Genomic DNA, 25620 nt, shown 5'->3' on the forward strand with positions numbered 1-25620 from the left:
GCCGGCGCCGAGAACGTGGTGACCTGCAAGCTGCCCAGCGATTCGACCACCAGCGGCCGGTCCGTCATCTACTACGAGGGCATGTCGTTCGACGAGTTGAAACCGGGCGTCGAGTCCCAGATGGACGGTTCGGACGGCACCCTCGACGGCACCTGGAGCGGTGCCGGGCTGAGCGGCCGGTACCTGTCGGGCACGGCGATCGGGATGGGCATCATGCTGTTCGGCGCGGACGACGCCGAGATCTGCGGCCTGCTGGTGTGGATCGACTTCGGCGGGAGCGGCCCGACACCGCAGGAGATGGTCGACTACTTCGAGCAGAGCCTCAAGCCCGGCGCCTGATCTGGAACAGTGGTAGCCGTGCGGGTGGCACTGCTCGGCCCGGTCCGGGCCCAGGCGGACGACGGCACGCCGATCGACATCGGCGGCCCGCGCCTGCGCATGCTCCTGGCCCGCCTGGCGCTCGACCCCGGCCGCGCGGTCGGCACCGGCGCGCTGATCGACGGCCTGTGGGGCGCCGACCCGCCCGCGGACGCGGCGAACGCCCTGCAGTCGCTGGTGTCCCGGCTGCGGCGGGCGCTGGGCCGCGCGGGCGCCATCACCTCCGGTTCCGGCGGCTACACCCTCGACGCCGACGTGGACGCCCAGCGGTTCGAGGAGCTGGCCGCCCGCGGACGGCGGGAACTCGCCGCCGGACGCCCCGGCGAGGCCGCCGCGGTCCTCGGCGAAGCGCTCGCGTTGTGGCGCGGCGGCGCGCTGGCCGACGTGCTCGACGCGCCGTTCGCGCAGGCCCCGGTCGCGCGGCTCAATGACCTGCGGATCGCCGCGGTGGAGGACCGCTTCGAGGCCGAGCTGGCGCTCGGGCGGCACGCCGAGGTGCTGGCGGACCTGGACGCCGCCGGGCAGGCGCACCCGCTGCGGGAACGGCTGGCGTCGTTGCGGATGCGGGCGCTGGCCGCGAGCGGCCGCCAGGCCGACGCCCTCGCCGTGTTCGAGCGGATCCGCGCCACGCTGGCCGAGGAGCTGGGCGTCGACCCGTCGGCCGAACTCCGCGACGCGCACCTGAAGGTCCTGCGCGGCGAGGTCGCGCCGCCGCGCGCCGAACCTGCGCTGCCGGTGCGGCTGACCAGTTTCGTCGGCCGGGAGCGGGAACTCGACCAGGTCGCGCGGGCCCTGTCGGCGTCGCGGCTGGTCACGCTCGTCGGCCCCGGCGGGGCGGGCAAGACCCGGCTGGCGACCGAAGCGGCGGAACGCCACCCGGCGCGCGCGTGGTTCGTCGCGCTCGCGGGTGTGCGCGACGCGGACGACGTCCCCGGCGCGATCCTGGGCGCGCTGGGCCCGCTGGACCTGCGGACGACCAGCGCGCCGAAGCTGCCGGTGGACGCGATGTCGCAGATCGTGGCGCTGCTCGACGGTGGTGACGCGGTGCTGGTGCTGGACAACTGCGAGCACGTGGTCGACACCGTGGCCGACGTGGCCTTCCAGCTGCTGGCCCGGGTGCCCGGGCTGCGGATCCTGGCCACCAGCCGGGAGCCGCTCGCCATCACCGGTGAGGCGCTGTGCCAGGTCGGGCCGCTGGCGGTCGCCGAGGCGGTGCGGTTGTTCACCGAACGGGCGGTCGCGGTGCGGCCGGGGTTCGTGCTCGACGAGTCCACTTCGGACGCCGTGGCGGAGATCTGCCGGAGCCTGGACGGGATGCCGCTCGCGCTGGAACTGGCCGCGGCGCGGCTGCGGTCGATGACGGCGGACCAGATCGCGCGGCGGCTGGACGACCGCTTCCGGCTCCTGAGTTCCGGCAGCCGCACCGCGATGCCGCGGCAGCGCACGCTGCGGGCCGTCGTCGAGTGGAGCTGGGACCTGCTGGAGAAGCCGGAGCGGATCCTGGCCCGGCGGCTGTCGGTGTTCGCCGGTGGCGCCACCGTGGCCGCGGCCGAAGCCGTCTGCGCCGACGAGCTGCTGCCTGCCGAGGACGTGCTGTACGTGCTCGGCTCACTCGTCGAGAAGTCCATTGTGGACGCGGTCTCGACGGGTGCGGAGCCGCGCTACCGGATGCTGGAGACGATCCGCGCCTACGGCGCCGAGCGGCTCGCCGAGTCCGGCGAACGGGACGACGTGGTGCGGCGGTTCACCGGGTTCTTCGCCGATCTGGCCGAGGGGAACGAACCGAAGCTGCGGGGTCACGAGCAGGTCCGCGCGATCGAGACCTTCGGCGCCGAGCACGACAACATCGTGGCCGCGGTGCGCCGCGCTCTCGACGACGAGGACGCGGGCACCGCCGCACGACTGGTCCTCGCGACGCTCTGGTACTGGGTGATCCGCGGGTTCCACGCGGAACCGGTGCCGCTGCTGGGGGAGGTGCTGCGTCACGACGGCCTGCCGGACCACGCTCACGTGTGCCTCACCGTGATGCACGCGCTCATGACGAGCCAGCCGATCGTGCGCCGGGACGACCTGCCGGAGCTGGCCGACGAGTGCCTGCGCACCGGCGCGGTGCGGCGGTACCCGATGCTGGCGCTGGCCCTGCCGATGACCTGTTTCCTGGGCGGGCACCGGGATCTCGCCGAACGCGAGGTGCGCCGCGTGCTGGCCGGCTCGGACCCCTGGGCGATCGCGTGCGCGAGCTGGGCCGAGAGTTTCATGGCCGACCAGGACGGCGATCTGGACCGCAGCGGGCGCGCCCGGGACCGGGGGCTGGCCGGGTTCCGCGAGTGCGGGGACCGCTGGGGCACCTCGATGACGGTCGCGATGCAGGCGGAGGCGCACTCGCTGCGCGGTAACCACTCCGCGGCCATCGCCGGGTTCGCGGAGGGCCTGCGGATGGCGCGGGAGCTGTCCTCGGCCGACGACGTGGTGCAGCAGCTGGCCCGGCTGGCGGAGGAGAAGTTCCGGGCCGGGGACGCCGAGGCGGCCTGGCACGACGTCGCCGAGGCCGAGCGGCTGGTGACGGACAAGGTCGACCGCCGGGCGATGGTGGCGCTGCGGAAGTTCGAACTGGCCCGGCGGTGCGGTGAGCTGGACGTGGCGCGCGCCGAGCACGCGTGGCTGGCCGCGAACGCGGCACGCGTCCCGTTCCCGATCGACATGGCGGCGGAGCTGGTCGCGATCACCGGGGCTTCGCTGCTCGTCACCGAGGGGCGGGCCGCGGAGGCGTGGCCGCTGCTGGCGAATCCGCTGCGCTCGGCGAGCGAACGCAAGGACCTGCCGGACGTGGCGAAGACGACCGCCGTGATCGCCCGGGTGTACCACGCGGAGGGCGACGCCGAGCGGGCCGCGTGGGCGCTCGGCCTGAGCGAGGCCATCCGCGGCGTCTTCGACTCCGGCGACCCGGAGCTGCGCGCGGTGATCGCCGACTTGCGCGAGAAGCTCGGCGCGGACGCGTACGACGAGGCCTACCAGCGGGGCGCGCGGCTCACCAGCGCGCAGGCGATGGCCGCGATCGGGGCCGCGGTCGCCGAGCGGGCCGGGTGACGGGTCTCCGCCGGCGCCCGTCGGCGGAGACCCGTGCGGATCAGACGACCCGGCGGCGGTAGGCGCGCATCGCCAGCGGGAAGAACACCGCGACGATCCCCGCCATCCAGGCCAGCGCGCCCAGCAGCGGACCGGTGACCGGGCCGCCGTTCAGCAGGCTGCGCATCGTTTCGGTCAGCAGGCTCACCGGGCTGATGTCCGACCACGCGCGCAGCCAGCCGGGCATGGTGTCGGACGGGACGAACACGTTGCTGCCGAAGGTGATCGGCATCATGATCGCGACCATCACGCCCTGCACGGCCCCCGGGCTGCGCATCAGCATCCCGACGAACACCGCGATCCAGCAGAAGCACAACCCGGCCAGCAGCAGCAACGCGACGGCCACCACCAGCGAACCCGGATCGGTGTGCAGCCGGTATCCCATGATCGTGCCGGCGACCAGCAGCACCGCGAGCGCCACCGCGTACCGCACGACGTCCGACACCACCGCGCCGATCAGCGGCGCGGACCGGGCGATCGGCATGGCGCGGAACCGGTCGAACACGCCCTTGGTGACGTCGGTGTTGAGCGACGTCCCGGTCGCCATGCTCGCGAACACCGTGTTCTGCACCATCAGGCCGGGCACCAGGATCTGCAGGTAGGCGCTCGTGCTGCCGGCGATCGCGCCGCCGAACAGGTAGCCGAACATGAGCAGGAACAGGATCGGTTGCAGCGTCACGTCGGCCAGCTGCTCCGGGTTCTTGCGGATCTTCAGCACGCCCCGCCAGGCCAGGGTGAACCCGTCCTGCAGGGCTTTGCCCGGGCTGATGCGCCGGGGCAGGTCGAGCGTGGTCACACCAGGCTCCCTTCACGGGCCGGTTCTTCGGCGGGCTTCCCGGTCAGCGCCAGGAAGACCTCGTCGAGGCTGGGCAGGCGCAGCGCGAGTTCGTCGGCGGTGATGCCGGCTTCGTCCAGTTTGCGGACCAAAGTGGACATCAGGACCGGATCGCCCACCGGTGCGGTCAGCAAGCCGACATCGGTGTCGCGCGCGGGTTCGAACCCGGTCAGATCGGTCAGGATCCTCGCCACGGCGTCGAAATCGCTCCGCGAGCTCGGCCGCACCTGCACGGTCTGCCCGCCCACGCGGCGCTTCAGCTCGTCCGGGCGGCCCTCCGCGACCACCCGCCCGTGGTCGATCACCGTGATCGTGTCCGCGAGCTGGTCGGCCTCGTCCAGGTACTGCGTGGTCAGCAGCACGGTCGCGCCGTCGTCGACGAGCCGCCGCACCACCTGCCACACCTCGTTGCGCGCGTGCGGGTCCAGCCCGGTGGTCGGCTCGTCGAGGTAGAGCAGCTTCGGGCGGCCGACCAGGCTCGCGGCCAGGTCCAGCCGCCGCCGCATACCGCCCGAGTACGTTTTCACCGCGCGGGCGGCGGCGTCGGTCAGCTCGAACTGCTCCAGCAACTCCGCCGCGCGCGCCTTCGCATCGGCCCGGCCGAGCCCGAGCAACCGGCCCAGCAGCACCAGGTTCTCGGTGCCGGACAGGTCCTCGTCCACCGACGCGTACTGCCCGGTCAGGCCGATCAACCCGCGCACCCGCACCGCGTCGCGCACGACGTCGTAGCCGCCGACGGTCGCGTGACCGGCGTCCGGCCGCAGCAGCGTCGCCAAAATCCGCACCGTGGTGGTCTTGCCTGCCCCGTTCGGGCCGAGCACGCCGACCACCTTGCCGGTCGGCACCTCCAGGTCGACCCCGTTCAGCGCGGTGGTGTTCCCGAACCGTTTCACCAGGCCCTCAGCCTGGATCGCCAAGGTCATGACATCCTCCTCCTGTGTCGGAACCGACTCTTCCGGGGGAACCTGACAGCGCGCGCACAGCCGGCTGTCAGCCGCCGCCGAGGCGTGACAGGAAGACTGGGCGCATGGTGTTCTTCGCCGTCCTCGCCGCGGTCTTCGTGGTGTTCGCGGTGATGCGCCTGTCCGGCGTCGACGGCGGGCGGCTGACCGCGTCGCTGATCGCGCTGACGCCGTACTGGATCGTGTGCGGCCTGGTGCTCGCGGCGCTCACCCTCGCGCTCCGGCACTGGTGGATCGGCGGGGTCGTGCTGGTGCTCGCCCTGGTGCTGGGCGGCGTGGTGGTGCCGCGCGCGTTTTCCTCGGCCCAGCCGCAGGTGCACGGGCGGACGCTGCACGTGATGTCGTCGAACATGTACTACGGCGAGGCCGATCCGCAAACCCTCGTGCGGCTGGTGCGGGAGAACCAGGTCGACGTGCTGAACCTGCTGGAGCTGACGCCACAGGGGGTGACGGCGCTGGAGGCGGCCGGGCTGTTCGAGCTGCTGCCGTACCGGGTGCTGGAGCCGGCGCGGCGCGGTGCCGGGTCAGGGTTGTTGTCCCGGTATCCGGTCACGCAGTTGTCGCTGGCCGGGCCGTCGATCTTCGCGCAGCCGAGCGCGCGCGTGGACCTCGGCGGCGGGGTGTCGGTCGAGGTCGTGGCGGTGCACCCGACGGCGCCGGTCGCCGACGCGGGGGCGTGGAAGTCGGAGATCGCGGGACTGCCGCACCCCGATCCGGACGGCCCGGTGCGCATCCTCGCGGGCGATTTCAACGCCACGCTCGACCACGGAACGCTGCGGGACCTGATCGCGACCGGCTACACGGACGCGGGCGACGCGATGGGTGAGGGCTTCACGTCGACCTGGCCGTCGAAACTGTTCCCACCGCCGGTCACGATCGACCACGTGCTGGTCGACCAGCGGGCCGCGGTCACCGCCTACCGCGTGTTCCCGATGCCGAACTCCGACCACAAGGCCGTGTTCGCGTCGATCACACTCCCGTGAGCTGCGCGTGCCGGACGAACCGCGCCACGTCCGGGGACGTCGCGGTGGCCGCCCACACGACGTGCAGCTCGCTGGGTGACAACCCGCTGACCGGCACCACGCTGATGCCCGTGAGCGGCAGCTCCGGCAGCAGCGTCCGGGGCACGAACCCGACCGCCTGACCGAGCCGGACCGCGCTCGCGTACTCGGCGCCGTTGCGCACCAACGGGCCGGGCCGCCACTCGTACGCGACCCGGTCGGTGCCGGTCCAGTACGCCGTCTCCGCGGCTGGCATGCCGACCCACCGCGGGAACGCCTCGCCCGCCAGTTCGGCCCGGTCGACCGACTCCCGGCCGGCGAGCGGGTGCGACCGCGGCAGCAGGGCGACCCGCTCGTCGATCCGCACCGGATCGCTGTCCAGGCCCCGGCTCTCGAACGGGACGCGCAGCAAACCCACGTCGGCCGCCCCGGTGCGCAGCTCGTCCGCCTGGACCTGCCAGTCGGCCACGGTCGCGACGGCGTGCGGTTCGTACTGCTCGTTGTAGGAGTCGACGAGTCCCTGGAGCGTGGCCACGTCACAGGCCCGCGCGGTCACCCGCAGCCGCGGTCCGTCCTGCCCGAACCGCGCCACCCGGGCGATCGCCGCGCGGGCGTACTCGTCGATACCGCGGGCGTCCTCGGCGAGCATCCGCCCGGCGGCGGTCAGCTCCGCGCCCCGGTGCCCGCGGGCGAACAGCGCGGTCCCGACCCCGTCTTCGAGGGCCCGGATCGCGCGCGACAGCGCCGGCTGCGTCATGCCGAGACGCTGCGCGGCCGCGGTGAAGGTGCCCTCGGTGGCGACGGCGAGGAAATACCGCAGGTGCTTCAGATCCACTCCGACAGGCTGCCATGCCGGCCCGGCATGGACCCATGTTCGCGGGGCTTTGGACGGATTCCCGCCAGTCGGCTGAGCTGAACGGCATGACACAGAAGGCAATCGTGACGGCGGGCACCCGGGGACTCGGCTTCGAGGTGGCGCGGCAACTCGCGCGGCGGGACCACGACGTGACGATCATCGGACGGGACCCGGAACACGGCGAGGCGGCGGCGCGGACCATCGGCGGCCGGTTCGTCCAGGCCGACCTCTCGGTGCTGGCGGAGGTGCGCGCGCTCGGTGAGTTGCTCGCCGCGGCGGGACCGTGGCAGCTGCTGGTGAACAACGTGGGCGGTATGTGGTCGAAGCGCTGGGAGACGGCCGACGGCCTCGAAGCCAGCTTCGCGGTGAACCACCTCTCGCCGCTGGTGCTGACCGAAGCGCTGCTGGACTCACTCCGAGCCGGCGCCCCCAGCCGGATCGTCGACGTGACCTCGTCGTCGATCCAGGCCGCGCTGCTCGCCGGGACCCCGTCATACGCGGAGGTCGAGCCCAGCGAGTACTACGGCATGGCGGTGTCCGGGCGGGCGAAGCTCGCGCACCTGGCCTACAACCGGGAACTGGCGCAGCGGCTGCGCGGCAGTGGGATCTCGGTCCGCGCGGCCGACCCGGGCCCGGCGGCGACGCCGAACGCCGCCGAGATGACCCCGGAGATGCTGCCGCCTGCCCTGCGCCCGCAGTGGGCGCAGATCCAGGAGGCGGTGCGGCGCCCGGTCGCGGAGGCCGCTCGGTCGGTCGTGCTCGCGGCGACCGATCCGTCCCTGCCGAGCGGGACCGTGCTCGACGCGGAGGGCAAGCCGTCGGAGGAGTTGACCGGGGCCCTCACCGACGATCTGGTGGCGGCCGCCCGTGACCTGACCGAGCGCGTCCTGAAGCAGTAGCGGCGCGTACCGGATCCGGCCGTTCGGGGGGCGTGACGGCCGGATCCGGTATGCCGGACGACTGCGAGGAGCACGGTGGCGCCCGTGCGGCCGCAGCCGTCTGGTTAGAGGGGCCGACGGGCCCCACGGGACGCGTGGAACCCTCATGTTCACCGGATCGAGTGGTCCGGTCAGTAGTCCTTGACCGAGTACGACGCCACGACCTGCGTGAACTCGTCCACCCCGGTTTCGACCAGGATCTCGGCCGCCGCGCTCGCGTCCTCGGCCTGACCCGCCTGGGCCCGGCGCTCCCGCAGGTTGACGACCGCCATCTCCTGGTTCGCCCGGGCGTAGTCCCGCAGCTCCTTCTCATACGCCGCGAACGCCGCCCGGTGGTCGCCGCCGGCCGCGGCCAGCTCGCCGGCCAGCACGTACGCCCCGATCAGCGCCATGCTGCTGCCCTGACCGGACATCGGCGAACCGCAGTAACCCGCGTCGCCGAGCAGGACGACCCGGCCGCGCGACCACGAGTCCAGGTGGATCTGCGCCGCGGAGTCGAGGTGGAAGTCCGCGGCGGCCCGCGCGTACTCCACCAGCCGCGGCATCTCCCAGCTGTCCCCGGCCAGCGCACGAGCCACGATCTCCTTCTGGCCCTCGACGTCCCGGCGGTCGTAGTCGACCGGCTCCGGGGTGTCGAACATCAGGTACGCCCGCGCCTCGGTGTTGCCCCGCGCGCTCATCACCATCGCGCCGCGCATCCCGCCGCCCGGCATCTGGTGCATGACCTGCCAGTGGTCCAGGCCGAGGAAGTTCGGCACCGTGCACACGGCCATGCTGATGCCCAGGTCCCGGATGAACCGCTCGGTCGGACCGAAGACCAGGCGACGGGTGTTCGAGTGCAGGCCGTCCGCGCCGACCACCAGGTCGAACGTGCGCTCCAGGCCGGACTCGAACACCACGCGGACCTCGTCGGCGTCCTGCTCCAGGGCGGCGATCGAGTCGCCGAACAGGTACTCGACCTCGCCGCTCGTGGCTTCGGTGATGATCCGCGCGAGGTCGTCGCGCAGGATTTCGACGTCCGGGCTGTCCAGGTCGCCGCCGCTGACCGTGCGGTCCTCGGTGCGGTAGATCTCGGTGCCGTCGGCGTCCACCACCGACATCCCACGCATGCCGGTGCCGTGGGCGCGCAGGGTGTCCAGGATGCCCATGCGCTCGGCGACGTCCAGCGCCGGACCGCGCACGTCGACCGCCTGCCCGCCGGGCCGTGGGGCGGGCGCCCGCTCCACGACGGTCACGGTGTAGCCGTAGCGCGTGAGCCAGTGCGCGAGGGCGGGCCCGGCGATGCTGGCGCCGGAGATGAGGATCTTGGTGTTGGTCATGCCGTCACCGTGCCGGGCGCCACTGACCGGCCGCTGACGAACGGCTGTCAGCCGCCGAGCAACGCGGTCAGCGCGGTCAGCGCGGGATAGGGGAGCGACACCCCGCGCCCGTGCCGGACCTCGGGTTCGCGCGGGTTGATGCGGATCAGCGCGCCGGTCACGGCGGAGGCCAGCTCGGCGTAGCGGCGCACGGTGGGCACCGCGCGCCCGGCGCCCAGCTCGACGACGACCGCGCCCCGGTTCGCGCGCCGCCACTCGTCGAGCGCGCGCATCTGGGCGTCCGTGCGGGCGGACACCCAGTCGAAGTCGCCGAACATCAGGATGTTCGGCCGGGCCAGGCCACCGCAGTTCGGGCAGGACGGCAGCGGCGGGCGGGCGCGCATGGTGGATTCGTCGACGCCGGGGGAGAACTCCGCGGGCCAGATGTCCGGGCCGCACGGAACGGTGCACTGCAGGTGGTGGATCGAGCCGTGCGCCTCGGCGACCAGGCCGAACCCGGCGCGCTGGAACTGGCCGTCCACATTGGACGTGAACACCGCGACGCCGCCGGGCAGCCGGGAGCCGTGCCGCAGCAGCAACCCGAACCCGGCGTGCGGTTCGGTCCGGCGGTACAGGTCGAGCCGGTGGCCGTAGAAACCCCAGGCCAGCTCGGGGTCCTCGGCGAAGTGACGCGGGTCGGCGATCTCGGCGAAGCTCAGCCCGAGCCGCGCGTACGGCGGATAGGCCCGCCAGAACCCCTCGTCGCCGCGGAAGTCCGGGAGGCCGGAGTCGACGCCCATGCCGGCGCCCGCGCACACGAGGAGCGCGGACGCGCCGGCGAGCATCTCGGCGGCCTCGGCAAGGCCGTCGCCGGACATCAGTCGAGCGGGACGACCTCGAACTCCAGCAGGTTCGCCCCGCTGGCCACCGGCCGTGAGCTCTGGCCGGCGTGCGCCTCCTTGGCCGGGCCGCTCGCCCAGGCCTGGTAGGCCTCCTCGGACTCCCACTTCGTGTAGACGAAGTAGCGGTTCTCGCCGGCGACCGGGCGCAGCAGCTCGAAGCCGAGGAACCCGGGCTGCCCGTCGACCGAGTGGGCCCGGTTCGCGAACCGCTTCTCCAGTTCGGGGCCCGCGCCCTCGGGGACCTCGATCGCATTGATCTTCACGACTGCCATGGCCTCAGCCTACCCAGCCCACGTGGCTATGCTGGGACGTAATGGGGATCACAGGGGAAGATCGCAAGCTGGCCCGGGGGCTCGCCGGGGACCTGCGGAAACTCGTCCAGACGGCCGCGCTGGTGGTCGAGGAGGACAACCCGGCCGAGGAGCTCATCGGCCGGATCACCGGGCACCTCGGCGTCGGGTTCCGGCAGATCGTGCTGGTCGGCCAGGACTTCTCGCCGTGGGAGCACGTGAACGTGCACCGCGGCGTCGAGGCCTACCTCGCCGAACGCGGCGGTGAGCCGGAGTGGTTCGGCGTGACCGGCGCGAACCGGCTGCACGAGGAACTGACCGGGATGCTGTCGTCCGCGCGGCGGCACGGCGCGTTCGAGCTGGGCGCGGTCGACATGGCGACCGTCGCGATCGGACCGGAGGAGACCGCGGAGGTCGTCCAGTTCGGGCTGGTCCTGACGACGGCCCCGGACGGCGGGCCGGTGGTCGTCGCGCTACGCGGGCCGAACCCGCAGCACGGGCCGTCCGCGCTGTCCAAGGTCGAGGTGCTGGCCGGTGACCGCGCGGCGGCCGGGGCGGTCCGCGACCGGATCGAACAGCTCGCCCGTGAGCACGACGTGCTGCGCGGCCAGGTCCTGGCGTTCGGCAGCAGCGAGTACCGGGGCAACGAGCTGCTGACGTTCCTGCCCCGCCCGAGCCTGACCGCCGAGCAGGTCGTGCTGCCCGAGGGGGTGCTGCCCTCGATCGAGGAGCACATCGTCGGCATCGCCGAGCACGCCGACCGGCTGCGCGCCGCGGGCCAGCACCTCAAGCGGGGGCTGCTGCTGCACGGGCCGCCGGGCACCGGCAAGACGCACACCGTGCGCTACCTGCTGAGCCGCCTGGCCGGCAGCACGGTGATCATCCTCACCGGCGCGGGCATGCGGTTCCTCGACAAGGCGGCCGAGCTGGCCCGGCGGTTGCAGCCGTCGATCCTGGTGGTCGAGGACGTGGACCTGGTCGCCGAGGACCGCACCATGCCGGGCGGTGGCGGCGTGCTGCTGTTCAGCCTGCTGGACGCGATGGACGGGATCGGCGCGGACGCGGACGTCACGTTCGTGCTGACGACCAACCGGCCGGCGGCGCTGGAGGCGGCGTTGCGGGACCGGCCGGGGCGGGTCGACCTGGCGGTGGAGATCCCGCGGCCGGACGCCGAGGGGCGGCGCAAGCTGTTCGAGCTGTACGGCCGCGGGGTGGACCTGGTGGCGGACCTGGAGCCGGTGATCGCCGAGACCGAGGGCGTGACCGCGTCGTTCGTGAAGGAGTTGCTGCGCCGCGCGGTGCTGCACGAGATGCGCAACGGGGTGGACGGCGAGCGGGTGCGGGTGGGCGACAAAGCGCTCGCGACGGCGTTGCGGGCCATGCAGGATTCGCGGAACTCGCTGACCAGGTCGCTGCTCGGCAGCTGATTCAATGGGCGCCGTGAGCGTCGTGGACTTCGGTGGCGAGGGCCGTCCGATCGTGTTGCTGCACGGGCTGATGGGCCGGGCGCGCACGTGGTGGCGGGTGGCTCAGTGGCTGCGCCGGTACGGGCACGTCGTGGGCCTGGACGCCCGCGGGCACGGGCGCGGGCCGCGCGGCGGGCCGTGGACGACCGAACAGTTCGTCGCCGACGCCGCCGAGGTGGCGCGGTCGCTGGGCGAACCGGCCGTGGTGATCGGGCACTCCATGGGCGGCCTGCACGCGTGGGCGCTGGCCGCCGCCGAGCCGGAACTGGTGCACGCCGTGGTGGTCGAGGACATGGCGCCGGACCAGCGCGGCAAGACGGTCGAGACGTGGCGCGGGTACTTCGAGTCGTGGCCGGTGCCGTTCCAGTCGCTCGCGCACGTGCGGGACTTCTTCGGCGAGACGGGCGAGTACTTCACCGAATGCGTGGAGGAACGCGCCGACGGCTACCACCTGATCGCCGAGCTGGACGATCTGTACGAGATCGCCGCGGAGTGGGGGCGGCGGGAGTACTGGTCGCTCGTGGACGGCGTGAAGTGCCCCATGCTGGTGGTGGAGGCCGAGCACACGTTGATGCCGGCCGGGCAGCAGGCGGAAATGGCGCGCCGGGCCCAGCAGGGGCGGCACCTGGTGGTCCCCGGAGCCGGACACGTCGTGCACGACTCGCAGCCGGAGATCTACCGGGGCGCGGTGGAGGCGTTCCTGTCCGAGGTGCTGGGGCGGTAGGCGCGCGTCACCGCGCGGACAAGCGCTCCAGCGCCGCCCGGCTCTCGTCGTCCGCGGGACGGTAGATCACCAGCAGCTGCGCCGCGTCGCGAAGTGGCGTGAGGGTTTCGAACTGCAGGGCGATGTCCCCGGCTTCGGGGTGCCGCACCACCTTCTGGCCGCGGCCGTCGACCTTGACGTCCCGTTCGGCCCACCACCATGCGAAGTCCGCGTCGCGCCTCACGCATTCGGTGATCAGGTCCGTCAACGCCTGGTCGTCCGGATGCGCCGCCCAGGCGGCACGCAGGTGCGCGATCCCCTCCCGCACGACGCGTTCGCGGTCGACGTAGAGCTCACGGGTCTTCGGGTGCAGCAGGCACAACCACATCGCGTTGCGCTGCGACGGCGGAAGGGTGTCGAAATCGAGGAGGAGCTTCGCCATCAGGCCGTTCCAGGCCAGGATGTCGTAGCGGTGGTTCATCAGCATCGCGGGCAGCGGGGCGAGGTCCTCGACCAGCCGGGCCAGCTGCGGCGCGGCGGCGGAGGCGGGTTCGCCGGTGTCGCGGGGGCGCTGCCGGGTCAGGTCGAACAGGTAGGCGCGCTCGTCGGGGGCCAGGCGCAGAGCCTGGGCCAGCGCGTCCACGACCTCCGCCGATGGCCGCAGCCCACGGGCCTGCTCCAGCCGCACGATGTAGTCGACGCTGATCCCCGCCAGCTCGGCGACCTCTTCCCGGCGCAACCCCGGGGTCCGCCGGGCCCGCCGCCCCGGCGGCAGTCCGAAATCGCGTGGCTCCAGCCGTTCGCGACGGCTGCGCAGGAACGCGGCCAGCTCCTGCGCGGGGTCCACGGCGCGAGTGATCACGGACGGTCCAACAGCCCGGGTAGGACCGGTGTTCCCAGGAAACCGGTTCCCTTATCCCCGGCCCGCCGTGCCCACAGACTCGTCCACGGCGACGGATCACGAGCACTGGCGCGCGCAAGTTGTTCGACACCTACGTCGAGCGCGGTGGCAACTTCATCGACACCGCCAACACCTACACCGACGGCAGCTCCGAACGCCTGCTGGGGGAATTCACCCGGGGCAACCGGGAAAGCCTCGTGCTGGCGACGAAGTACACGACGCTGCGCCGTCCCGGCGACCCGAACTCCGGCGGCCCGCACCGGAAGAGCATGTTCACGTCGGTGGAGACCAGTCTGCGACGGCTGAACACGGACTACCTCGATCTGCTCTACCTGCACGTGTGGGACGACACGACTCCGGTGGAGGAGATCCTGCGCGCCATGGACGATCTGGTCCGGCAGGGCAAGGTCCTGCACGTGGCGATGTCCAACGTCCCGGCGTGGCAGGTGTCGCGCATGCAGGCGATCGCCGACCTGCGTGGCTGGTCGCCGCTCGTCGCGCTGCAGATCGAGTACAACCTGGCGCAGCGCACCGGGGAACGCGACTTGATCCCGATGGCACGTGAGCTGGGCTTGGGCGTGATTCCGTACTCGCCGCTGGCGAGTGGGGTGCTGACCGGCAAGTACCGCCGCGACGACGGTGCCGGGGAGAGCACCCGCCGGAGCTTCAACGCCGATCTGGGCCTGGTCACCGAGCGCAACCTCGCCATCGCCGACGTCGTGCAGGAGGTCGCCGCGGAGCTGGGGTGCACTCCCGCCCAGGTCGCGCTCGCCTGGACCCTGCGGACCCCGGGTATCACGGCGCCGATCATCGGCGCTCGCACCACCGCCCAGCTGGAGGACAACCTCGGCGCCCTGGCGGTCGCCTTCAGCCCCGCCCAGCTGGCCCGGCTCGACGAGGTCAGCGCGATCGACCCCGGCTACCCGCACGCCCTGCTCGCCAGTGACCACATCCGCACGGTCACCACGGGCGGTCTGAAGATCGACAACCGCCGCTGAGCTACCGATGTTCGCCGGGGAGCGCGAACCGGCCGTCCGCCGTCTGCTCCACCAGACCGTCCACCAGCAGCGAATCCAGGCAGCGGTCCCGCTGGCCGGTGTCCGGCCAGACCACGTCCAGGCTCGCCTTCCACACCGGCTCCGGCGTGCCCCGCAGGACGTCCAGCAGCAGGCCGCGCACGTGGCGGTCCGTCCCGGCGTACTTCTGCGTCGCCTTGGCGGGACCCTGGTACGCCGGGCGGCCGGCCTTTTGCCAGGCGCAGTCGTCGTACACCGGGCAGTCCGCGCAGCGCGGCGAACGGGCCGTGCACACCACCGCGCCCAGCTCCATCAGGGCCGCCGAGAACCGCGCCGCCCGGGCCTCGTCGCGCGGCAGCAGCACCTCGACGTCGGCCATGTCGCGGGTGTTCGACGGCGGGCCCGCGTCACCGGCGCCGTGCACCGCCCGCGCCACCACGCGCCGCACGTTCGTGTCCACCACCGGCGCCCGCTTGCCGTACGCGAACGCCGCCACCGCCCGCGCCGTGTACGCCCCGATGCCGGGCAACGACAACAGTGTGTCCACATCGGACGGCACCACGTCCCCGTGCTCGGTGGCGATCGCCGTGGCCGCCGCGTGCAGGCGCAGCGCCCGCCTCGGGTAGCCGAGCTTGCCCCACGCCCGCAGCACCTCGCCCTGGCTCGCCGCCGCCAGCGCCGACGGCACCGGCCACCGCACCAGCCACTCGTGCCAGATCGGCTCGACCCGTGCGACCGGCGTCTGCTGCAGCATGATCTCGCTGACCAGCACACCCCACGCGGTGCACTCCGGCCGCCGCCACGGCAGGTCCCGGGCACACGAGTCGAACCAGTCGATCAGCAGTTCGGAGTCGATGGGCACCGAACCAGCGTAAGGGTCACTCCACCTCGGAGATCTTGCCGGTGGTCACGTCGTAGACGAACCCGCGCACCTTGTCCACGTGCGGCAGGTACGGGCTGCGCTTCACGCGCCGCACCGACCGGCGCACGCTGTCCTCGACGTCGCGGAACGCCTCGACCGACCACGTCGGCCGCACCCCGCACTCCGACTCCAGCTCGTCCTTGAAGTCGTCCTCGGTGACCGACGAGACGCCGCAGCCGGTGTGCTGCATGATCAGCACCTCTTCGGTGCCCAGCTTGCGCTGCGACAGCGCGAGCGAGCGGATCACGTCGTCGGTGACCACGCCACCGGCGTTGCGCAGGACGTGCACCTCGCCCTCGCCGAGCCCGAACACGTCGCCGACGCGGATGCGGGCGTCCATGCAGGTCAGGATCGCCACCTTCAGGCCGGGCCGCGCGTTGGAGCGGTCGCCCACGGTCTCGGGGTGGTCCTGGTTGCGCTGGAGCAGGGTGTCGATCGCGGTCAAGAATGCCTCCCGGGAGATTGTCCGGATTTCATTCCACCGGACTCATCAAGACCCCGCAATGAGAGAGATCACGGCCCGAACCAGTGCTGCTCCATCGTGCGCGGCGGCGCGGACGTCGTGCCGATCCGCAGCTGCGTGTTGAGGGTGATGATCCGCGGCTTGACGTGGTCCCCGGAGGACAGCAGCAGCTTGCCCGCCGCGCGGCCCTTCTCCAGCACCGGCTGGTGCACGGTGGTCAGGCCGGCGCGCTCCGCCTCCGCGATGCCGTCGAACCCGGTCACCGTCAGGTCCGCGGGCACCCGCAGGCCGCGGCGGTTCGCCTCGGCCAGCGCGCCGAGCGCGAGGATGTCCGAGGTGCAGATCAGGGCGGTCACCTGGGGATGCGCGTCGAGCAGGTGGCGGGCCGCGGCGGCCCCGTCGTCCACGGTGTGCTCGAACCGCTCCACCACCGGCACGGCCGACCAGTCGACACCGACCTTCGCGAACGCCTTCGCCAGCGCCTCCAGCCGGGCGCGCTGCACGTGGAAGTGCGCGCTCTGCTGCCGGTCCAGGTAGGCGAACCCGTCGTTGCGGTCGCGCGCCAGCCGCATGCACAGCACGCCGATCTGCCGGTGCCCGAGCTGGATGATGTGCTCGGCGAGCGCGGTGACGGCCGTCGTGTCGTCGGGGCCGACCCGGTCCACGCCCTCGATGCGCGGCTGGTCGATGATCACCGTCGGCACCGGGCGGGCCAGCACGGCGCCCAGGTGCGGGTCGTCGTCCGGCACCGAGTACACGACGAAACCGTCCACACCGGCGCGGTGCACGGCGGCCACGTCGTCGCGCCCGGGGCTGGCCGGCACGAGGTGCAGCCCGACGCCGGCGTCCTCGCACGCCAGCGCGAGCCCCTCCAGCACGCCGATCGCGGCCGGGTCGCGGAAGGCGTAGGACAGGTTCTCGGTGAGCAGCAGGCCGACGGCACCGGCCTTGCGGGTGCGCAGCGACCGCGCCACCGGGTCGGGGCCGGGGTATCCGAGGCGGCGGGCGGTTTCCAGCACGCGCTTGCGCAGTTCGGGTGACAGCTGGTCCGGGCGGTTGTAGGCGTTGGACACGGTGGTCCGAGACACGCCGAGCTCCGCGGCGAGCGACGCCAACGTCGCCTGTCGCCTCATGCGCATAGGACGCCCCATGAGGGAACCGTAACGGTTCAGAACGGAGTCGTGAAGTCGAACGCCGTCCGTGCGGCGTGCGCCACTGCGCAACGTCACGTTCAAGCGGCGGTAACCGAGCCGGTGAGATCGTCACCCGTTCAGGTAAGGTGAACCCGAAAACCGTTTCCAATAGCGCTGTCGATGCTTCCCACCTCGTACTTCAGGAGTGCTCGCGATGAGTTTCCCCCGCCTGATCGGTCTCGCGTCCGCCGCGACGGCCCTCGTCCTCGGCCTCACCGCCTGTGGTGGGGGTAACACTGGCAGCGACGACACCGGCGGCTCCGGCGGCAAGATCAACGTGGTCGCCTCGACGAACGTCTGGGGCAGCGTGCTGTCCGCGGTCGGCGGCGACCAGGTCGCGGTCACCTCGATCATCGACGACCCGAGCGCCGACCCGCACTCCTACGAGACCACCCCCGAGGACGCCATCGCCGCGCAGAACGCGCAGCTGACCCTGGCCAACGGCGGCGGCTACGACGACTTCTTCGGCAAGCTCGCCGACCAGGCCGCCAACGCCCGCAAGCTCAACGCCTACGAGATCGGCGCGACCGGCGACGAGAACGAGCACGTCTGGTACAGCTTCGCCACCGTCGCCAAGGTCGCCGACCAGGTCGCCGCGCAGCTCGGCCAGATCAAGCCGGACGCCGCGCAGACCTTCACCACCAACGCCACGAACTTCAAGTCCCAGCTCGACCAGCTCACCACCAAGGCCGAGCAGATCGGCACCGCCCACCCGGACACCAAGGTCCTGGTCACCGAGCCGGTCGCGCACTACCTGATCGAGGCCGCCAAGGTCACCGACGCCACCCCGGCGGAGTTCTCCGAGGCCATCGAGGAGGAGACCGACGTACCGCCGGCCGCGCTGGCCGAGTTCAACTCGATGATCACCGGCAAGCAGGTCAAGGCCCTGATCAACAACGAGCAGACGGTCACCCCGGTCACCGAGCAGGTCGTCGGCGAGGCGACCCGCGCCGGCATCCCCGTGGTGGGCGTGACCGAGACGCTGCCCGCCGGGACGACGGACTACATTGCCTGGATGACCAGCGAAGTCGACGACCTGGCGAAGGCACTGAACTCTTGAGCCCTGCTGTCGAGATCTCCGGCGCGACCCTCGCGTTCGGTTCGCGCACGCTGTGGTCCGGTCTGGACCTCGCGGTCGAGCCCGGCGAGTTCGTCGCCGTGCTGGGGCCGAACGGGTCGGGCAAGACCAGCCTGCTGAAGGTGCTGCTCGGTCTGCAGCACCTCTCGCGTGGCAGCGTGCGCATCAACAGCGATCACCCGGTCGGGTACGTCCCGCAGCAGCGGGCGATGGCCGAGGCGCTGACGCTGCGCGGGGTCGACCTCGTCGGGCTGGGGCTCGACGGGCACCGCTGGGGCACCGGGCTGCGTGGACTGGCCGAGCGACGGCGGCGGGTGTCCGCCGCCGTCGCGGCGGTCGGCGCGCAGTCCTACGCGAAGCAGCCGGTCGGGAAGCTCTCCGGCGGTGAGCAGCAGCGGCTGCGCGTGGCGCAGGCGCTGGTCGGCGAGCCGGACGTGCTGCTGTGCGACGAGCCGCTGCTGTCGCTGGACCTCGCGCACCAGCGCGCGGTGAGCGAGCTGATCGACGCCCGCCGCCGCGAAGCCGGTACCGCGGTGCTGTTCGTGACCCACGAGATCAACCCGATCCTGCCGTACGTGGACCGCGTGCTGTACCTGGTCGACGGCCGGTTCCGGATCGGCCCGCCGGAGGTCGTGATGACCTCCGAGACGCTGTCCGAGCTGTACCGGGCCCGGGTGGAGGTGGTCCGCGTCGGCGGCCAGATCCACGTCGCCGGTGCCCGCAGCGCGGTCTGCGAGGACGAACCCCACCACCTGGACGAGCGCGTTTCGTGAGCACCGAAGGTTCCCGCTGAACATGGACAAGCTCTTCGACTTCGGTCTGACGGCGCAGCTGCTCGGGCTGCCGTTCGTGCAGACCGCCCTGCTCGCCGCGGCCGTGCTCGGGCTCGTCGCCGGAGTGCTGGGCCCGCTGATCGTGACCCGGCGGATGTCCTTCGCCGTGCACGGCACCGCCGAACTGGCCTTCACCGGCGCGGCCGGTGCGCTGCTGCTCGGCGTCGGCGTCGAGTTCGGGTCGCTGGCCGGCGCGGTGATCGCCGCGCTGCTGCTCGGCCTGCTCGGCGGGCGGGAGTCCGATCGCGACTCGGTGATCGGCGCGATCCTGTCCTTCGGGCTCGGTCTCGGCGTGCTGTTCCTGTGGTTCTACCCGGGCCGCGCGGCCAACAAGTTCGGCATCCTGGTCGGTCAGATCGTGTCGATCGAGACGACCAACCTGATCGTGCTGGTCATCGCTGCAGTCGCGGTGCTGCTGATCCTCGCGGCGATCTACCGGCCGCTGCTGTTCGCCAGCGTCGACCCGCACGTCGCGGCCGCGCGCGGAGTCCCGGCGCGGACGCTGTCCGTCGTGTTCGCCGTGCTGGTCGGCGTCGCGACGGCGCTCGGCGTGCAGATCGTCGGCGCGCTGCTGGTGGTCGCCATGATGGTCACCCCGGCCGCCGCGGCCGTGCGGCTCACCGCGAGCCCGTGGAAGGCGACCGTGCTGGCCGTCGTGTTCGCCGAGACGGCCGCGCTGGGCGGCATCGTCCTGTCGCTCGCGCCGGGCGCGCCGGTGAGCGCGTTCGTCACCGCGATCGCGTTCACGATCTACCTGGTCTGCCGCCTGATCGCCTACCTGCGCGACCGGGCCGCCCGCGTCACCGAATCGGATGCTGCTGCAGTTGCGCCTGCAGCGCCGTGAGGAACTCGTCGGTCAGGAACGGCAGCTGACCGCTGGAGACGTTGCGCTCCACGGTCTCCAGCACGATCACGTCCGAGTTGACGAACATCCCGATCGCCTGGTCCCGGCTCGTCTTCGGGGTGAAGTAGGCGAGCATCGTCAGGTTCGCGAACCCGGCCGCCAGGTAGCGCGAGGACGCCTTGGTGAACGAGTCGCCGTAGAACAGGGTCTTCTGGTTCACCGTCGAGGACATCGGTGAGGCGAACCGGTAGGACGGTGTCTCGATGTCGGTGATGGTCTGCCCGGCCCGGTCGACGATGCCGTCCGGGCGCAGGTCGTAGAGCACGTTCGTCTTGTCGGCCTTCTTGCCCAGCAGCGGCGGCAGGTCCGCGGCCACGGTGTAGGTGCCGATCTGCTTGCTCTGCCAGGTCGCGGTGATGCCGGGCTGCACGGCCTCGGCGACCGCGCGGGTCATCGCCAGCGAGCCCTCGTCGGTCCAGTGCGTGTCGTTGGACGGGTAGACCGGCCGGTTGACGCGCCGCGCCTCCGCCGTCAGCGCCGGCCGCAGGTCCACGGCGCCGGCCGCGTCGATCTGCTGCCAGGTGGGCGCCTCCGCGGCCCGGTGGCACTCCCGGCCCGGGTAGCTGGACGGCAGGTTCTCCGGGACCATGGTGGATTTGTCCGGCGCCACGACCCACACGAACTTGCGGCCGGACGCCTCGATCATCGTGCGCAGCCGGCCCATCCGCTCCAGCGTGTCGGACAGCATCCGGACCGGGGAGCACTTGGCCTCGGCGTCGTAGCCGAAGTACAGCCAGCCGTTGCGGCCCTCGATCACCTGCCGGTAGCCGGCCTGGTCGAGCGGGCCCGAGGTGGTGGGCTGGTCGGTTTCGCCCTGCGTCTGCGTCGGCGGCGGGCTGCCGGGCAGGGGACCGGTTTCGGTGGTGCCCGCCTGGTCGCGTGGCGGGGTCTCGCCGAAGAAGGTGCGGCTGACCCAGTCCGCGGCGTCGATCGCGGCGCCGCGGAAGGTGAGCTGGTCGGTGGCCCAGCCGGGCAGGCTGGTGAAGAACGCCCAGCCGTCGCCGATGCTGGGGAAGCTCGCCAGGTGCCGGTTCTCGATCTCGGCGGGGCGGGCGCCGAACACCCACAGCAGCGCTGGGGTCGTGAAGAACACGATCGCGCTGATCAACGCGGTGAGCTGCCGGCCGCCGTGCCGGGGCCGGTGCAGGGAGTGCTCGCGGGGCAGCCACGCCTCGTGCACCGCGGGGAGCTGCTGCGGTTCGTGCGCCACGCGGCCACGGTAACGGTTCACCTAGTGCAGCATCAGCAGAACCTGCAACTCGCCGACCACGAACCCGATCACACCGCCGACCGCGATCAGCTTCCACTCCTCCTGGCGGAACGCCGGGCGCAGCAGGTTCTCGTAGTCCTCGGGCGTGAGCGCGAGCATCCGCCGTTCGACCAGGTTCGCCAGGTCCATCGCCTCCACCAGGTACGGCTCGGCGCTGCGCAGCAGGTACGGCATCTGCGCGAGCGCGCCGGCGGCCGCGGTCTCGGTCATCTCACGCAGCCGCTCCCCGCCGACGGTCGCGGACACCAGCGGCCGGATCAGGCCGACCTGCTCGTCGACGGCCCGTGCCACCACGCGCCGCACGAGCGCGGCGAGCCGGTCGGCGCGCGGGCCGGTGAGCAGCTCGTCGAGGAGGTTGGGGACGGTCAGCACCTCGCGGGCGATGATCTCGCCGTACTGGCGGGCCACCTCGGCCTTGCGGCGCTGGAACTTGCCCTGCAGCGTGATCGGCCCGATCTTCACCGGGCGGCGCGGCAGGAAGATCATCTTGATGGCGAGCCAGTCGGTGAACAGCCCGATGGCCCCGCCGAAGGCGGGCAGCACCCACGGGTTCTTCGTCAGCGCCCACACCACCGCCTGCACGACGCCCAGGACGAACCCGAAGTAGATGCCGCAGCGGGCGATGAACGCCATTTCCGGCCGGGACGTCTCCCGGATGAGCCGCACCAGCAGGGCGCGGTCGCGGGTGAGCCGTTCGACCGTCATGTGCTTGACGTCGAGCACGCCGTCGAGGTTGGTGCGGATCTCCTCCAGCAGCTCCCGCACCAGCTTCGGCGAGCCGGCCTGCAGCTGCTTGACGATCAGGTCCTGCGCCATCGGCGGCAGCGACTCCCACAGCCGCGGGTGGTGCCGGGCGAGCACGTCGCGGGCCAGGGCGTCGATCGCGCGCAGCAGCGGCTGTTCGATCTCCCGCACCAGCCGGTCGGGCTGGATCCGGCCGATCACCTCGCCCAGGTCGATCAGGTTCTTGGTGAGCAGGTCGGTGGCGATCGCCGCCATCCGGCCGCCGTGCTTGGGCACCACGCCCTGCCAGCCGAAGATCGGGCGGATGCCGACGAAGTCCAGCGGGCGGAACATCATCTCGATGGCCACGCGCTTGGTGACGTAACCGATGAGGGCGGCGATGAACGGGATCGCGGTGTAGAGCGGCCAGTGCTGCGCGAAGTCGGCCAGCACCGCGTCCATCCGGCCACCCCCTCGGAAATCCTGGCCGCGAGATTAGTGGAGGAGCAGGATCGCCTGAAGCTCGCCCACGAGCCCGCCGATGATCGCACCCACGGCGATCAGCTTCCACTCGTCCTGCCGGAACGCGGGCCGCAGCAGCTCCTCGAACTCCATCGGGGACAGCTGGCGCATCCGGTCGACGATCGTGTTCCGCACGTCCAGGGCGTTGACCGCGTACTCCTCGGCGTACCGGATGGTGTCCGGCACCCGCTCGGCGGCCTTGAGCGCGGCGGCCTGCTTCATCTCCTGCCACTTGCGGGTGCCCACCGCGGCCGCGACGAGCGGTTTCACGACGCCGGCCTGCGCGTCGATGGTCCGCTGCACCTCGCGGCCGATCAGGTGGAACAGCCGGTCGGCCTTCGGGCCCTTGAGGATGGCCTCCAGGAGGTTCGGGATGGTGATGATCTCGCGGGCGATCATGTCGCCGTAGTCGGCGGCCACCTGGTCGCGGCGTTTCTGGAACACGCCCTGCCAGGTGTAGAGGCCGAAGAACTCGCGCGGCTCGCGCGGCAGGAAGATCATCTTGAGGGCGAGCCAGTCGGTGAACCAGCCGATGCCGAGGCCGAACAGCGGCATCACGATCGGCGACTTGGTCAGCGCCCAGACGACGAGCTGGACGCACCCGAGGGCGAAGCCGAACACCAGGCCGGAGTTCGCGATGAACCGCATCTCGGGGCGGGAGATGTCCCGGATGAGACGGTTGAGCAGGCTCTTGTCACGCACCAGGTTGGTGATGACCATGTTCTTGAGGTCGAGGACGTCCTCGATGTTGTCCGACAGCTCCCGCATGATCTTCGCGATCACCTTGGGGGCCTCGGCCTGGACGCGGCGCAGCAGCAGTTCCTTGGCGCCGGTGGGCAGGGCCTCCCACAGCCGCGGCTGGTACTGCTCCATGACCTCCTCGGTGATCTCCTCGACCACCTGCAGGAGGGGCTGCTCGATTTCCTTGGCGAGCTGGTCGGGGTCGAGCCGGGCGAAGATCTCCTTCGGGTCGACGAGGTTGCTGGTGAGCATGTCGGTGGCGGTGGCTGCCATGCGTTCGGCGTTGGCCGGCAGGACGCCCTGCCACCCGAGGAACGGTTTGATCCCGACGAACTCGATCGGCCGGAACATCATCTCGATCGCGACGCGCTTGGTCACGTAGCCGATGAGCGCCGCGATGAACGGCATCGACACGTAGAGCGGCCAGTGTTCGGCCAGGTCGGCCACGATCTCCTGCAGTTGCACCGGCCCCTCCTCGCGACTCCCGCCGAACCGTATCCCAGCCGTTCCGGGGGAGGCGCGGACCGGATTCAGTTGATCTTCGATAATGTGTCACCCGAAAGTATGGAAACCCAGGTCCAATAGCACTAAGGTGCCCGCATGCCTCCTGCCGAGTCCCAAGATCCCATCGCTGGCAATCCCCTGTTCCCGCTCGTGTTCCGCGGCTACGACCGACCGCCGGTGGACGAGAAGTTCGCCCAGCTGACCGCCGAGCTGAAGGAGACGTCCGTCTCCCGTGACGAGGCCCTGTCCTCGGTCGCCGAGCTGACCCGTGCCCTGTCCTACGCCCAGCAGGAGCTGAGCGAGGCCAAGCAGGCGCTGTCGCGGATGGCGAGCGACCCGTCGAGCGCCGCCACGATGACCGAGCGCGTGCGCACGATGATGACGCTCGCCGAAGAGGAGATCGCCGAGCTCAAGAACCGCGCCGAAGCGCAGGCCGACGACATCCGCGCCGCGGCCGACAAGTACGACCTGGACACCCGCAAGGCGGCCGACAAGATGGTCGCCGAGCGCGAGGCCGAGCTGGCCAAGCGGCGCGACGACCTCGAGCTGGAGTTCCAGGAGCGGCACACCGCGCTCACCACCGAGCACGAGAACCTCATGGAGCAGGGCCGCGCCGAGATCGCGCGCCTGAACGAGGAGGCCGCCGAGGAGCGGGCCCGCCTGGACGCCGAAGCCGCCGACGCGCGTGCCAAGGCCGAGCGGGAGACCGCCGAGGCGCTGGCCCGCAAGACCGACGAGGTCGAGACGGCGCTCGCGCGCAAGACCGAAGAGGTCGAGACCGCGCTGGCCCAGAAGACCAAGGAGGTCGAGGAGCGACTGGCGAAGGACACCCGGGAGACCGAGGAGCGCCTGGCGAAGCTGGTCGCCGAGACCGAGGCGAAGATCGCCAAGGACACCGAGGAGACGGAGACCCGCCTGGCGAAGATCACCGCCGAGACGGAGTCGCGTCTGGCCAAGCAGACGTCCGAGGCGGAGACCCGGGCGAGCACCCTGGTCGCCGACGCGGAGCGCCAGCTGTCCGAGGCGCAGCAGGCGCGCACCGAGGCGTTCGAGTTCCGCCGCGAGGTCACCGAGCGCCTCACGGCCACCCACTCGGCCCTGCAGGAAGCACTGGAAACCCTAGTCCCAGCCGACGACCGCACCCCCGTCGCCTGAGGATTTTTTCAGCTGAAAGCGCTGGCGCGCTGTGCGCGCCAGCGCTTTTTTTCTTCGGCGCGCGCGCCAGGCTTTTTGAACAAACCCGAGCTGGGTGGTCATCCCGTCGCCTGACACCTGACGATCACTTTGAGCCAGGCCCGCAACCCACGCTCTCTCCGGCGGCCGGGTACGCAACCTTGCGGGCCTGGCTCAAAGTGATACACACAAACCGGAAGGCGACGGGATGACCACACAGCGACCACCTGCCCAAGGTGAGCCGACAACGGTCCCCCGTCATCCCGGAGCCTGCCCGTCCGGCGAGGACATCTTTTGATCTTTAGAGGTGACGTTAGGCAGGCGAAGAGCCCGCCCTCCGGGCGGTAAAACCAGGGCGCCTACGGCGCCGAACGGTCACCTTACGACCACCCCCGCCCCCGATGCCTGATTGTGTTTCGGTCGCCGAGCAGGCGTGTCAAGGCGGGAAAGAGTACCTTGACACGCCTGGTCGGCGACCAAAGATCGGCTGTGGATCGGGGGCGGGGGAGGTCTGGTTGGGGTAGTCGGTGCTGTTGCGTTGCCGGCCGCCGGTCGTGCAGGTTGGTCGGCCCATTCGCTAAAAACTCTTCCCTCGCCGACCTCTGCTGCTCCGTCAGCCCCT

The 25620-nt window shown here is 71.7% G+C and carries 22 protein-coding genes and 2 pseudogenes; 11 read left to right on the forward strand and 13 right to left on the reverse strand.

All coding sequences use genetic code 11. The features are described from left to right. A pseudogene (locus D0D15_RS05365) lies at positions 1–339 on the forward strand (Hsp70 family protein); the annotation flags it as partial. An 18-nt stretch (positions 340–357) separates the two neighbouring features. After that, the gene (locus D0D15_RS05370) at positions 358–3465 is read left to right on the forward strand and encodes an ATP-binding protein (protein WP_094005639.1); all 3108 of its coding nucleotides are present in this window, start codon (positions 358–360) and stop codon (positions 3463–3465) included. 40 nt (positions 3466–3505) lie between these two features. Here D0D15_RS05370 and D0D15_RS05375 read toward each other — a convergent pair whose 3' ends face one another. Together D0D15_RS05375 and D0D15_RS05380 are read right to left on the reverse strand one after the other, a co-directional pair. After that, positions 3506–4300 (reverse strand): ABC transporter permease, encoded by a 795-nt coding sequence (locus tag D0D15_RS05375; RefSeq protein ID WP_094005640.1) that lies wholly within the window; start codon positions 4298–4300, stop codon positions 3506–3508. Further along, positions 4297–5262: an ATP-binding cassette domain-containing protein gene (locus tag D0D15_RS05380; protein ID WP_094005641.1), complete on the reverse strand. Its 966-nt coding sequence runs from the start codon at positions 5260–5262 to the stop codon at positions 4297–4299. Before D0D15_RS05380 ends, D0D15_RS05375 begins: the two co-directional genes overlap by 4 nt. Positions 5263–5366: 104 nt before the next feature. On the opposite strand from D0D15_RS05380, the gene D0D15_RS05385 reads away from it, so the two are divergent. Then, positions 5367–6284 carry an endonuclease/exonuclease/phosphatase family protein gene (locus tag D0D15_RS05385; RefSeq protein ID WP_094005642.1) on the forward strand — a complete coding sequence of 306 codons (918 nt, stop codon included), beginning with the start codon at positions 5367–5369 and terminating at the stop codon, positions 6282–6284. Here the strand turns inward: D0D15_RS05385 and D0D15_RS05390 are convergent. After that, entirely contained in the window at positions 6271–7137 is an 867-nt protein-coding gene (locus tag D0D15_RS05390; RefSeq protein WP_094005643.1) for a LysR family transcriptional regulator, read from the reverse strand. The genes D0D15_RS05385 and D0D15_RS05390 overlap by 14 nt on opposite strands. 86 nt (positions 7138–7223) lie before the next feature. Here D0D15_RS05390 and D0D15_RS05395 point away from each other — a divergent pair, with 86 nt between their 5' ends. Then, positions 7224–8057, forward strand: coding sequence for an SDR family NAD(P)-dependent oxidoreductase (locus D0D15_RS05395; RefSeq protein WP_094005644.1), 834 nt, complete (start codon positions 7224–7226; stop codon positions 8055–8057). A gap of 170 nt (positions 8058–8227) precedes the next feature. Here D0D15_RS05395 and D0D15_RS05400 read toward each other — a convergent pair whose 3' ends face one another. From D0D15_RS05400 to D0D15_RS05410, 3 genes are read right to left on the reverse strand one after another with little or no spacing between them, the layout of a single operon-like run. Then, positions 8228–9415 carry an FAD-dependent monooxygenase gene (locus tag D0D15_RS05400; protein ID WP_094005645.1) on the reverse strand — a complete coding sequence of 396 codons (1188 nt, stop codon included), beginning with the start codon at positions 9413–9415 and terminating at the stop codon, positions 8228–8230. Positions 9416–9462: 47 nt separating this feature from the next. Further along, positions 9463–10272 carry an SIR2 family NAD-dependent protein deacylase gene (locus D0D15_RS05405; protein WP_094005646.1) on the reverse strand — a complete coding sequence of 270 codons (810 nt, stop codon included), beginning with the start codon at positions 10270–10272 and terminating at the stop codon, positions 9463–9465. Further along, positions 10272–10568, reverse strand: a complete 297-nt coding sequence (locus tag D0D15_RS05410) for an antibiotic biosynthesis monooxygenase family protein (RefSeq protein ID WP_020417072.1) — start codon at positions 10566–10568, stop codon at positions 10272–10274. The genes D0D15_RS05405 and D0D15_RS05410 overlap by 1 nt, the downstream gene beginning before the upstream one ends. A gap of 41 nt (positions 10569–10609) precedes the next feature. Between D0D15_RS05410 and D0D15_RS05415 the strand changes: the two genes are divergently transcribed. Further along, positions 10610–12013: an AAA family ATPase gene (locus tag D0D15_RS05415; protein ID WP_094005647.1), complete on the forward strand. Its 1404-nt coding sequence runs from the start codon at positions 10610–10612 to the stop codon at positions 12011–12013. A 4-nt stretch (positions 12014–12017) separates the two neighbouring features. Further along, entirely contained in the window at positions 12018–12776 is a 759-nt protein-coding gene (locus D0D15_RS05420; RefSeq protein ID WP_094005648.1) for an alpha/beta fold hydrolase, read from the forward strand. A gap of 7 nt (positions 12777–12783) precedes the next feature. Here D0D15_RS05420 and D0D15_RS05425 read toward each other — a convergent pair whose 3' ends face one another. Next, positions 12784–13617, reverse strand: a complete 834-nt coding sequence (locus D0D15_RS05425) for a helix-turn-helix transcriptional regulator (protein ID WP_094005649.1) — start codon at positions 13615–13617, stop codon at positions 12784–12786. A 110-nt stretch (positions 13618–13727) separates the two neighbouring features. Here D0D15_RS05425 and D0D15_RS05430 point away from each other — a divergent pair. Continuing rightward, a pseudogene (locus tag D0D15_RS05430) lies at positions 13728–14654 on the forward strand (aldo/keto reductase); the annotation flags it as partial. A gap of 1 nt (position 14655) precedes the next feature. Here the strand turns inward: D0D15_RS05430 and D0D15_RS05435 are convergent. The 3 genes from D0D15_RS05435 to D0D15_RS05445 form a co-directional block, all read right to left on the reverse strand. After that, complete coding sequence (locus D0D15_RS05435; protein WP_094005650.1) at positions 14656–15534, reverse strand: HhH-GPD family protein; 879 nt, start codon at positions 15532–15534, stop codon at positions 14656–14658. 16 nt (positions 15535–15550) lie between these two features. Then, positions 15551–16039, reverse strand: a complete 489-nt coding sequence (locus tag D0D15_RS05440) for a beta-class carbonic anhydrase (protein WP_094005651.1) — start codon at positions 16037–16039, stop codon at positions 15551–15553. 68 nt (positions 16040–16107) lie between these two features. Continuing rightward, on the reverse strand, positions 16108–17208 hold the full coding sequence (locus D0D15_RS05445) for a LacI family DNA-binding transcriptional regulator (RefSeq protein WP_094005652.1): 1101 nt from the start codon (positions 17206–17208) through the stop codon (positions 16108–16110). A 196-nt stretch (positions 17209–17404) separates the two neighbouring features. On the opposite strand from D0D15_RS05445, the gene D0D15_RS05450 reads away from it, so the two are divergent. From D0D15_RS05450 to D0D15_RS05460, 3 genes are read left to right on the forward strand one after another with little or no spacing between them, the layout of a single operon-like run. Beyond that, a complete protein-coding gene (locus D0D15_RS05450) occupies positions 17405–18310 on the forward strand; it encodes a metal ABC transporter solute-binding protein, Zn/Mn family (protein WP_094005653.1) in 906 nt (301 codons plus the stop codon). Beyond that, a complete protein-coding gene (locus tag D0D15_RS05455) occupies positions 18307–19101 on the forward strand; it encodes a metal ABC transporter ATP-binding protein (protein ID WP_094005654.1) in 795 nt (264 codons plus the stop codon). The genes D0D15_RS05450 and D0D15_RS05455 overlap by 4 nt, the downstream gene beginning before the upstream one ends. Before the next feature lie 22 nt (positions 19102–19123). Then, complete coding sequence (locus D0D15_RS05460) at positions 19124–20005, forward strand: metal ABC transporter permease (RefSeq protein WP_094005655.1); 882 nt, start codon at positions 19124–19126, stop codon at positions 20003–20005. On the opposite strand, the gene D0D15_RS05465 is transcribed toward D0D15_RS05460, so the two are convergent. The 3 genes from D0D15_RS05465 to D0D15_RS05475 are packed head-to-tail and all read right to left on the reverse strand — an operon-like array spanning position 19962 to position 23786. Beyond that, entirely contained in the window at positions 19962–21275 is a 1314-nt protein-coding gene (locus D0D15_RS05465; RefSeq protein ID WP_167481458.1) for an alginate O-acetyltransferase AlgX-related protein, read from the reverse strand. The genes D0D15_RS05460 and D0D15_RS05465 overlap by 44 nt on opposite strands. A 21-nt stretch (positions 21276–21296) precedes the next feature. Next, on the reverse strand, positions 21297–22520 hold the full coding sequence (locus D0D15_RS05470; protein WP_094005657.1) for a DUF445 family protein: 1224 nt from the start codon (positions 22518–22520) through the stop codon (positions 21297–21299). Positions 22521–22553: 33 nt separating this feature from the next. Beyond that, positions 22554–23786, reverse strand: a complete 1233-nt coding sequence (locus D0D15_RS05475; RefSeq protein WP_094005658.1) for a DUF445 domain-containing protein — start codon at positions 23784–23786, stop codon at positions 22554–22556. A gap of 135 nt (positions 23787–23921) precedes the next feature. Between D0D15_RS05475 and D0D15_RS05480 the strand changes: the two genes are divergently transcribed. Further along, positions 23922–24980, forward strand: coding sequence for a coiled-coil domain-containing protein (locus D0D15_RS05480; protein ID WP_233157281.1), 1059 nt, complete (start codon positions 23922–23924; stop codon positions 24978–24980). The last annotated feature ends 640 nt before the right edge of the window (positions 24981–25620 follow it).

The organism is Amycolatopsis thermalba, assembly GCF_003385215.1.
In the GTDB taxonomy this organism is placed as follows: Bacteria; Actinomycetota; Actinomycetes; order Mycobacteriales; family Pseudonocardiaceae; genus Amycolatopsis_E; species Amycolatopsis_E thermalba.

Coding starts and splice junctions, on each gene's coding strand:
- D0D15_RS05380 (WP_094005641.1), bottom strand. CDS start 5,262: ATGACCTTGGCGATCCAGGCTGAGGGCCTGGTGAAACGGTTCGGGAAC.
- D0D15_RS05385 (WP_094005642.1), top strand. CDS start 5,367: ATGGTGTTCTTCGCCGTCCTCGCCGCGGTCTTCGTGGTGTTCGCGGTG.
- D0D15_RS05395 (WP_094005644.1), top strand. CDS start 7,224: ATGACACAGAAGGCAATCGTGACGGCGGGCACCCGGGGACTCGGCTTC.
- D0D15_RS05400 (WP_094005645.1), bottom strand. CDS start 9,415: ATGACCAACACCAAGATCCTCATCTCCGGCGCCAGCATCGCCGGGCCC.
- D0D15_RS05405 (WP_094005646.1), bottom strand. CDS start 10,272: ATGTCCGGCGACGGCCTTGCCGAGGCCGCCGAGATGCTCGCCGGCGCG.
- D0D15_RS05410 (WP_020417072.1), bottom strand. CDS start 10,568: ATGGCAGTCGTGAAGATCAATGCGATCGAGGTCCCCGAGGGCGCGGGC.
- D0D15_RS05415 (WP_094005647.1), top strand. CDS start 10,610: ATGGGGATCACAGGGGAAGATCGCAAGCTGGCCCGGGGGCTCGCCGGG.
- D0D15_RS05420 (WP_094005648.1), top strand. CDS start 12,018: ATGGGCGCCGTGAGCGTCGTGGACTTCGGTGGCGAGGGCCGTCCGATC.
- D0D15_RS05445 (WP_094005652.1), bottom strand. CDS start 17,208: ATGGGGCGTCCTATGCGCATGAGGCGACAGGCGACGTTGGCGTCGCTC.
- D0D15_RS05450 (WP_094005653.1), top strand. CDS start 17,405: ATGAGTTTCCCCCGCCTGATCGGTCTCGCGTCCGCCGCGACGGCCCTC.
- D0D15_RS05460 (WP_094005655.1), top strand. CDS start 19,124: ATGGACAAGCTCTTCGACTTCGGTCTGACGGCGCAGCTGCTCGGGCTG.
- D0D15_RS05470 (WP_094005657.1), bottom strand. CDS start 22,520: ATGGACGCGGTGCTGGCCGACTTCGCGCAGCACTGGCCGCTCTACACC.
- D0D15_RS05480 (WP_233157281.1), top strand. CDS start 23,922: ATGCCTCCTGCCGAGTCCCAAGATCCCATCGCTGGCAATCCCCTGTTC.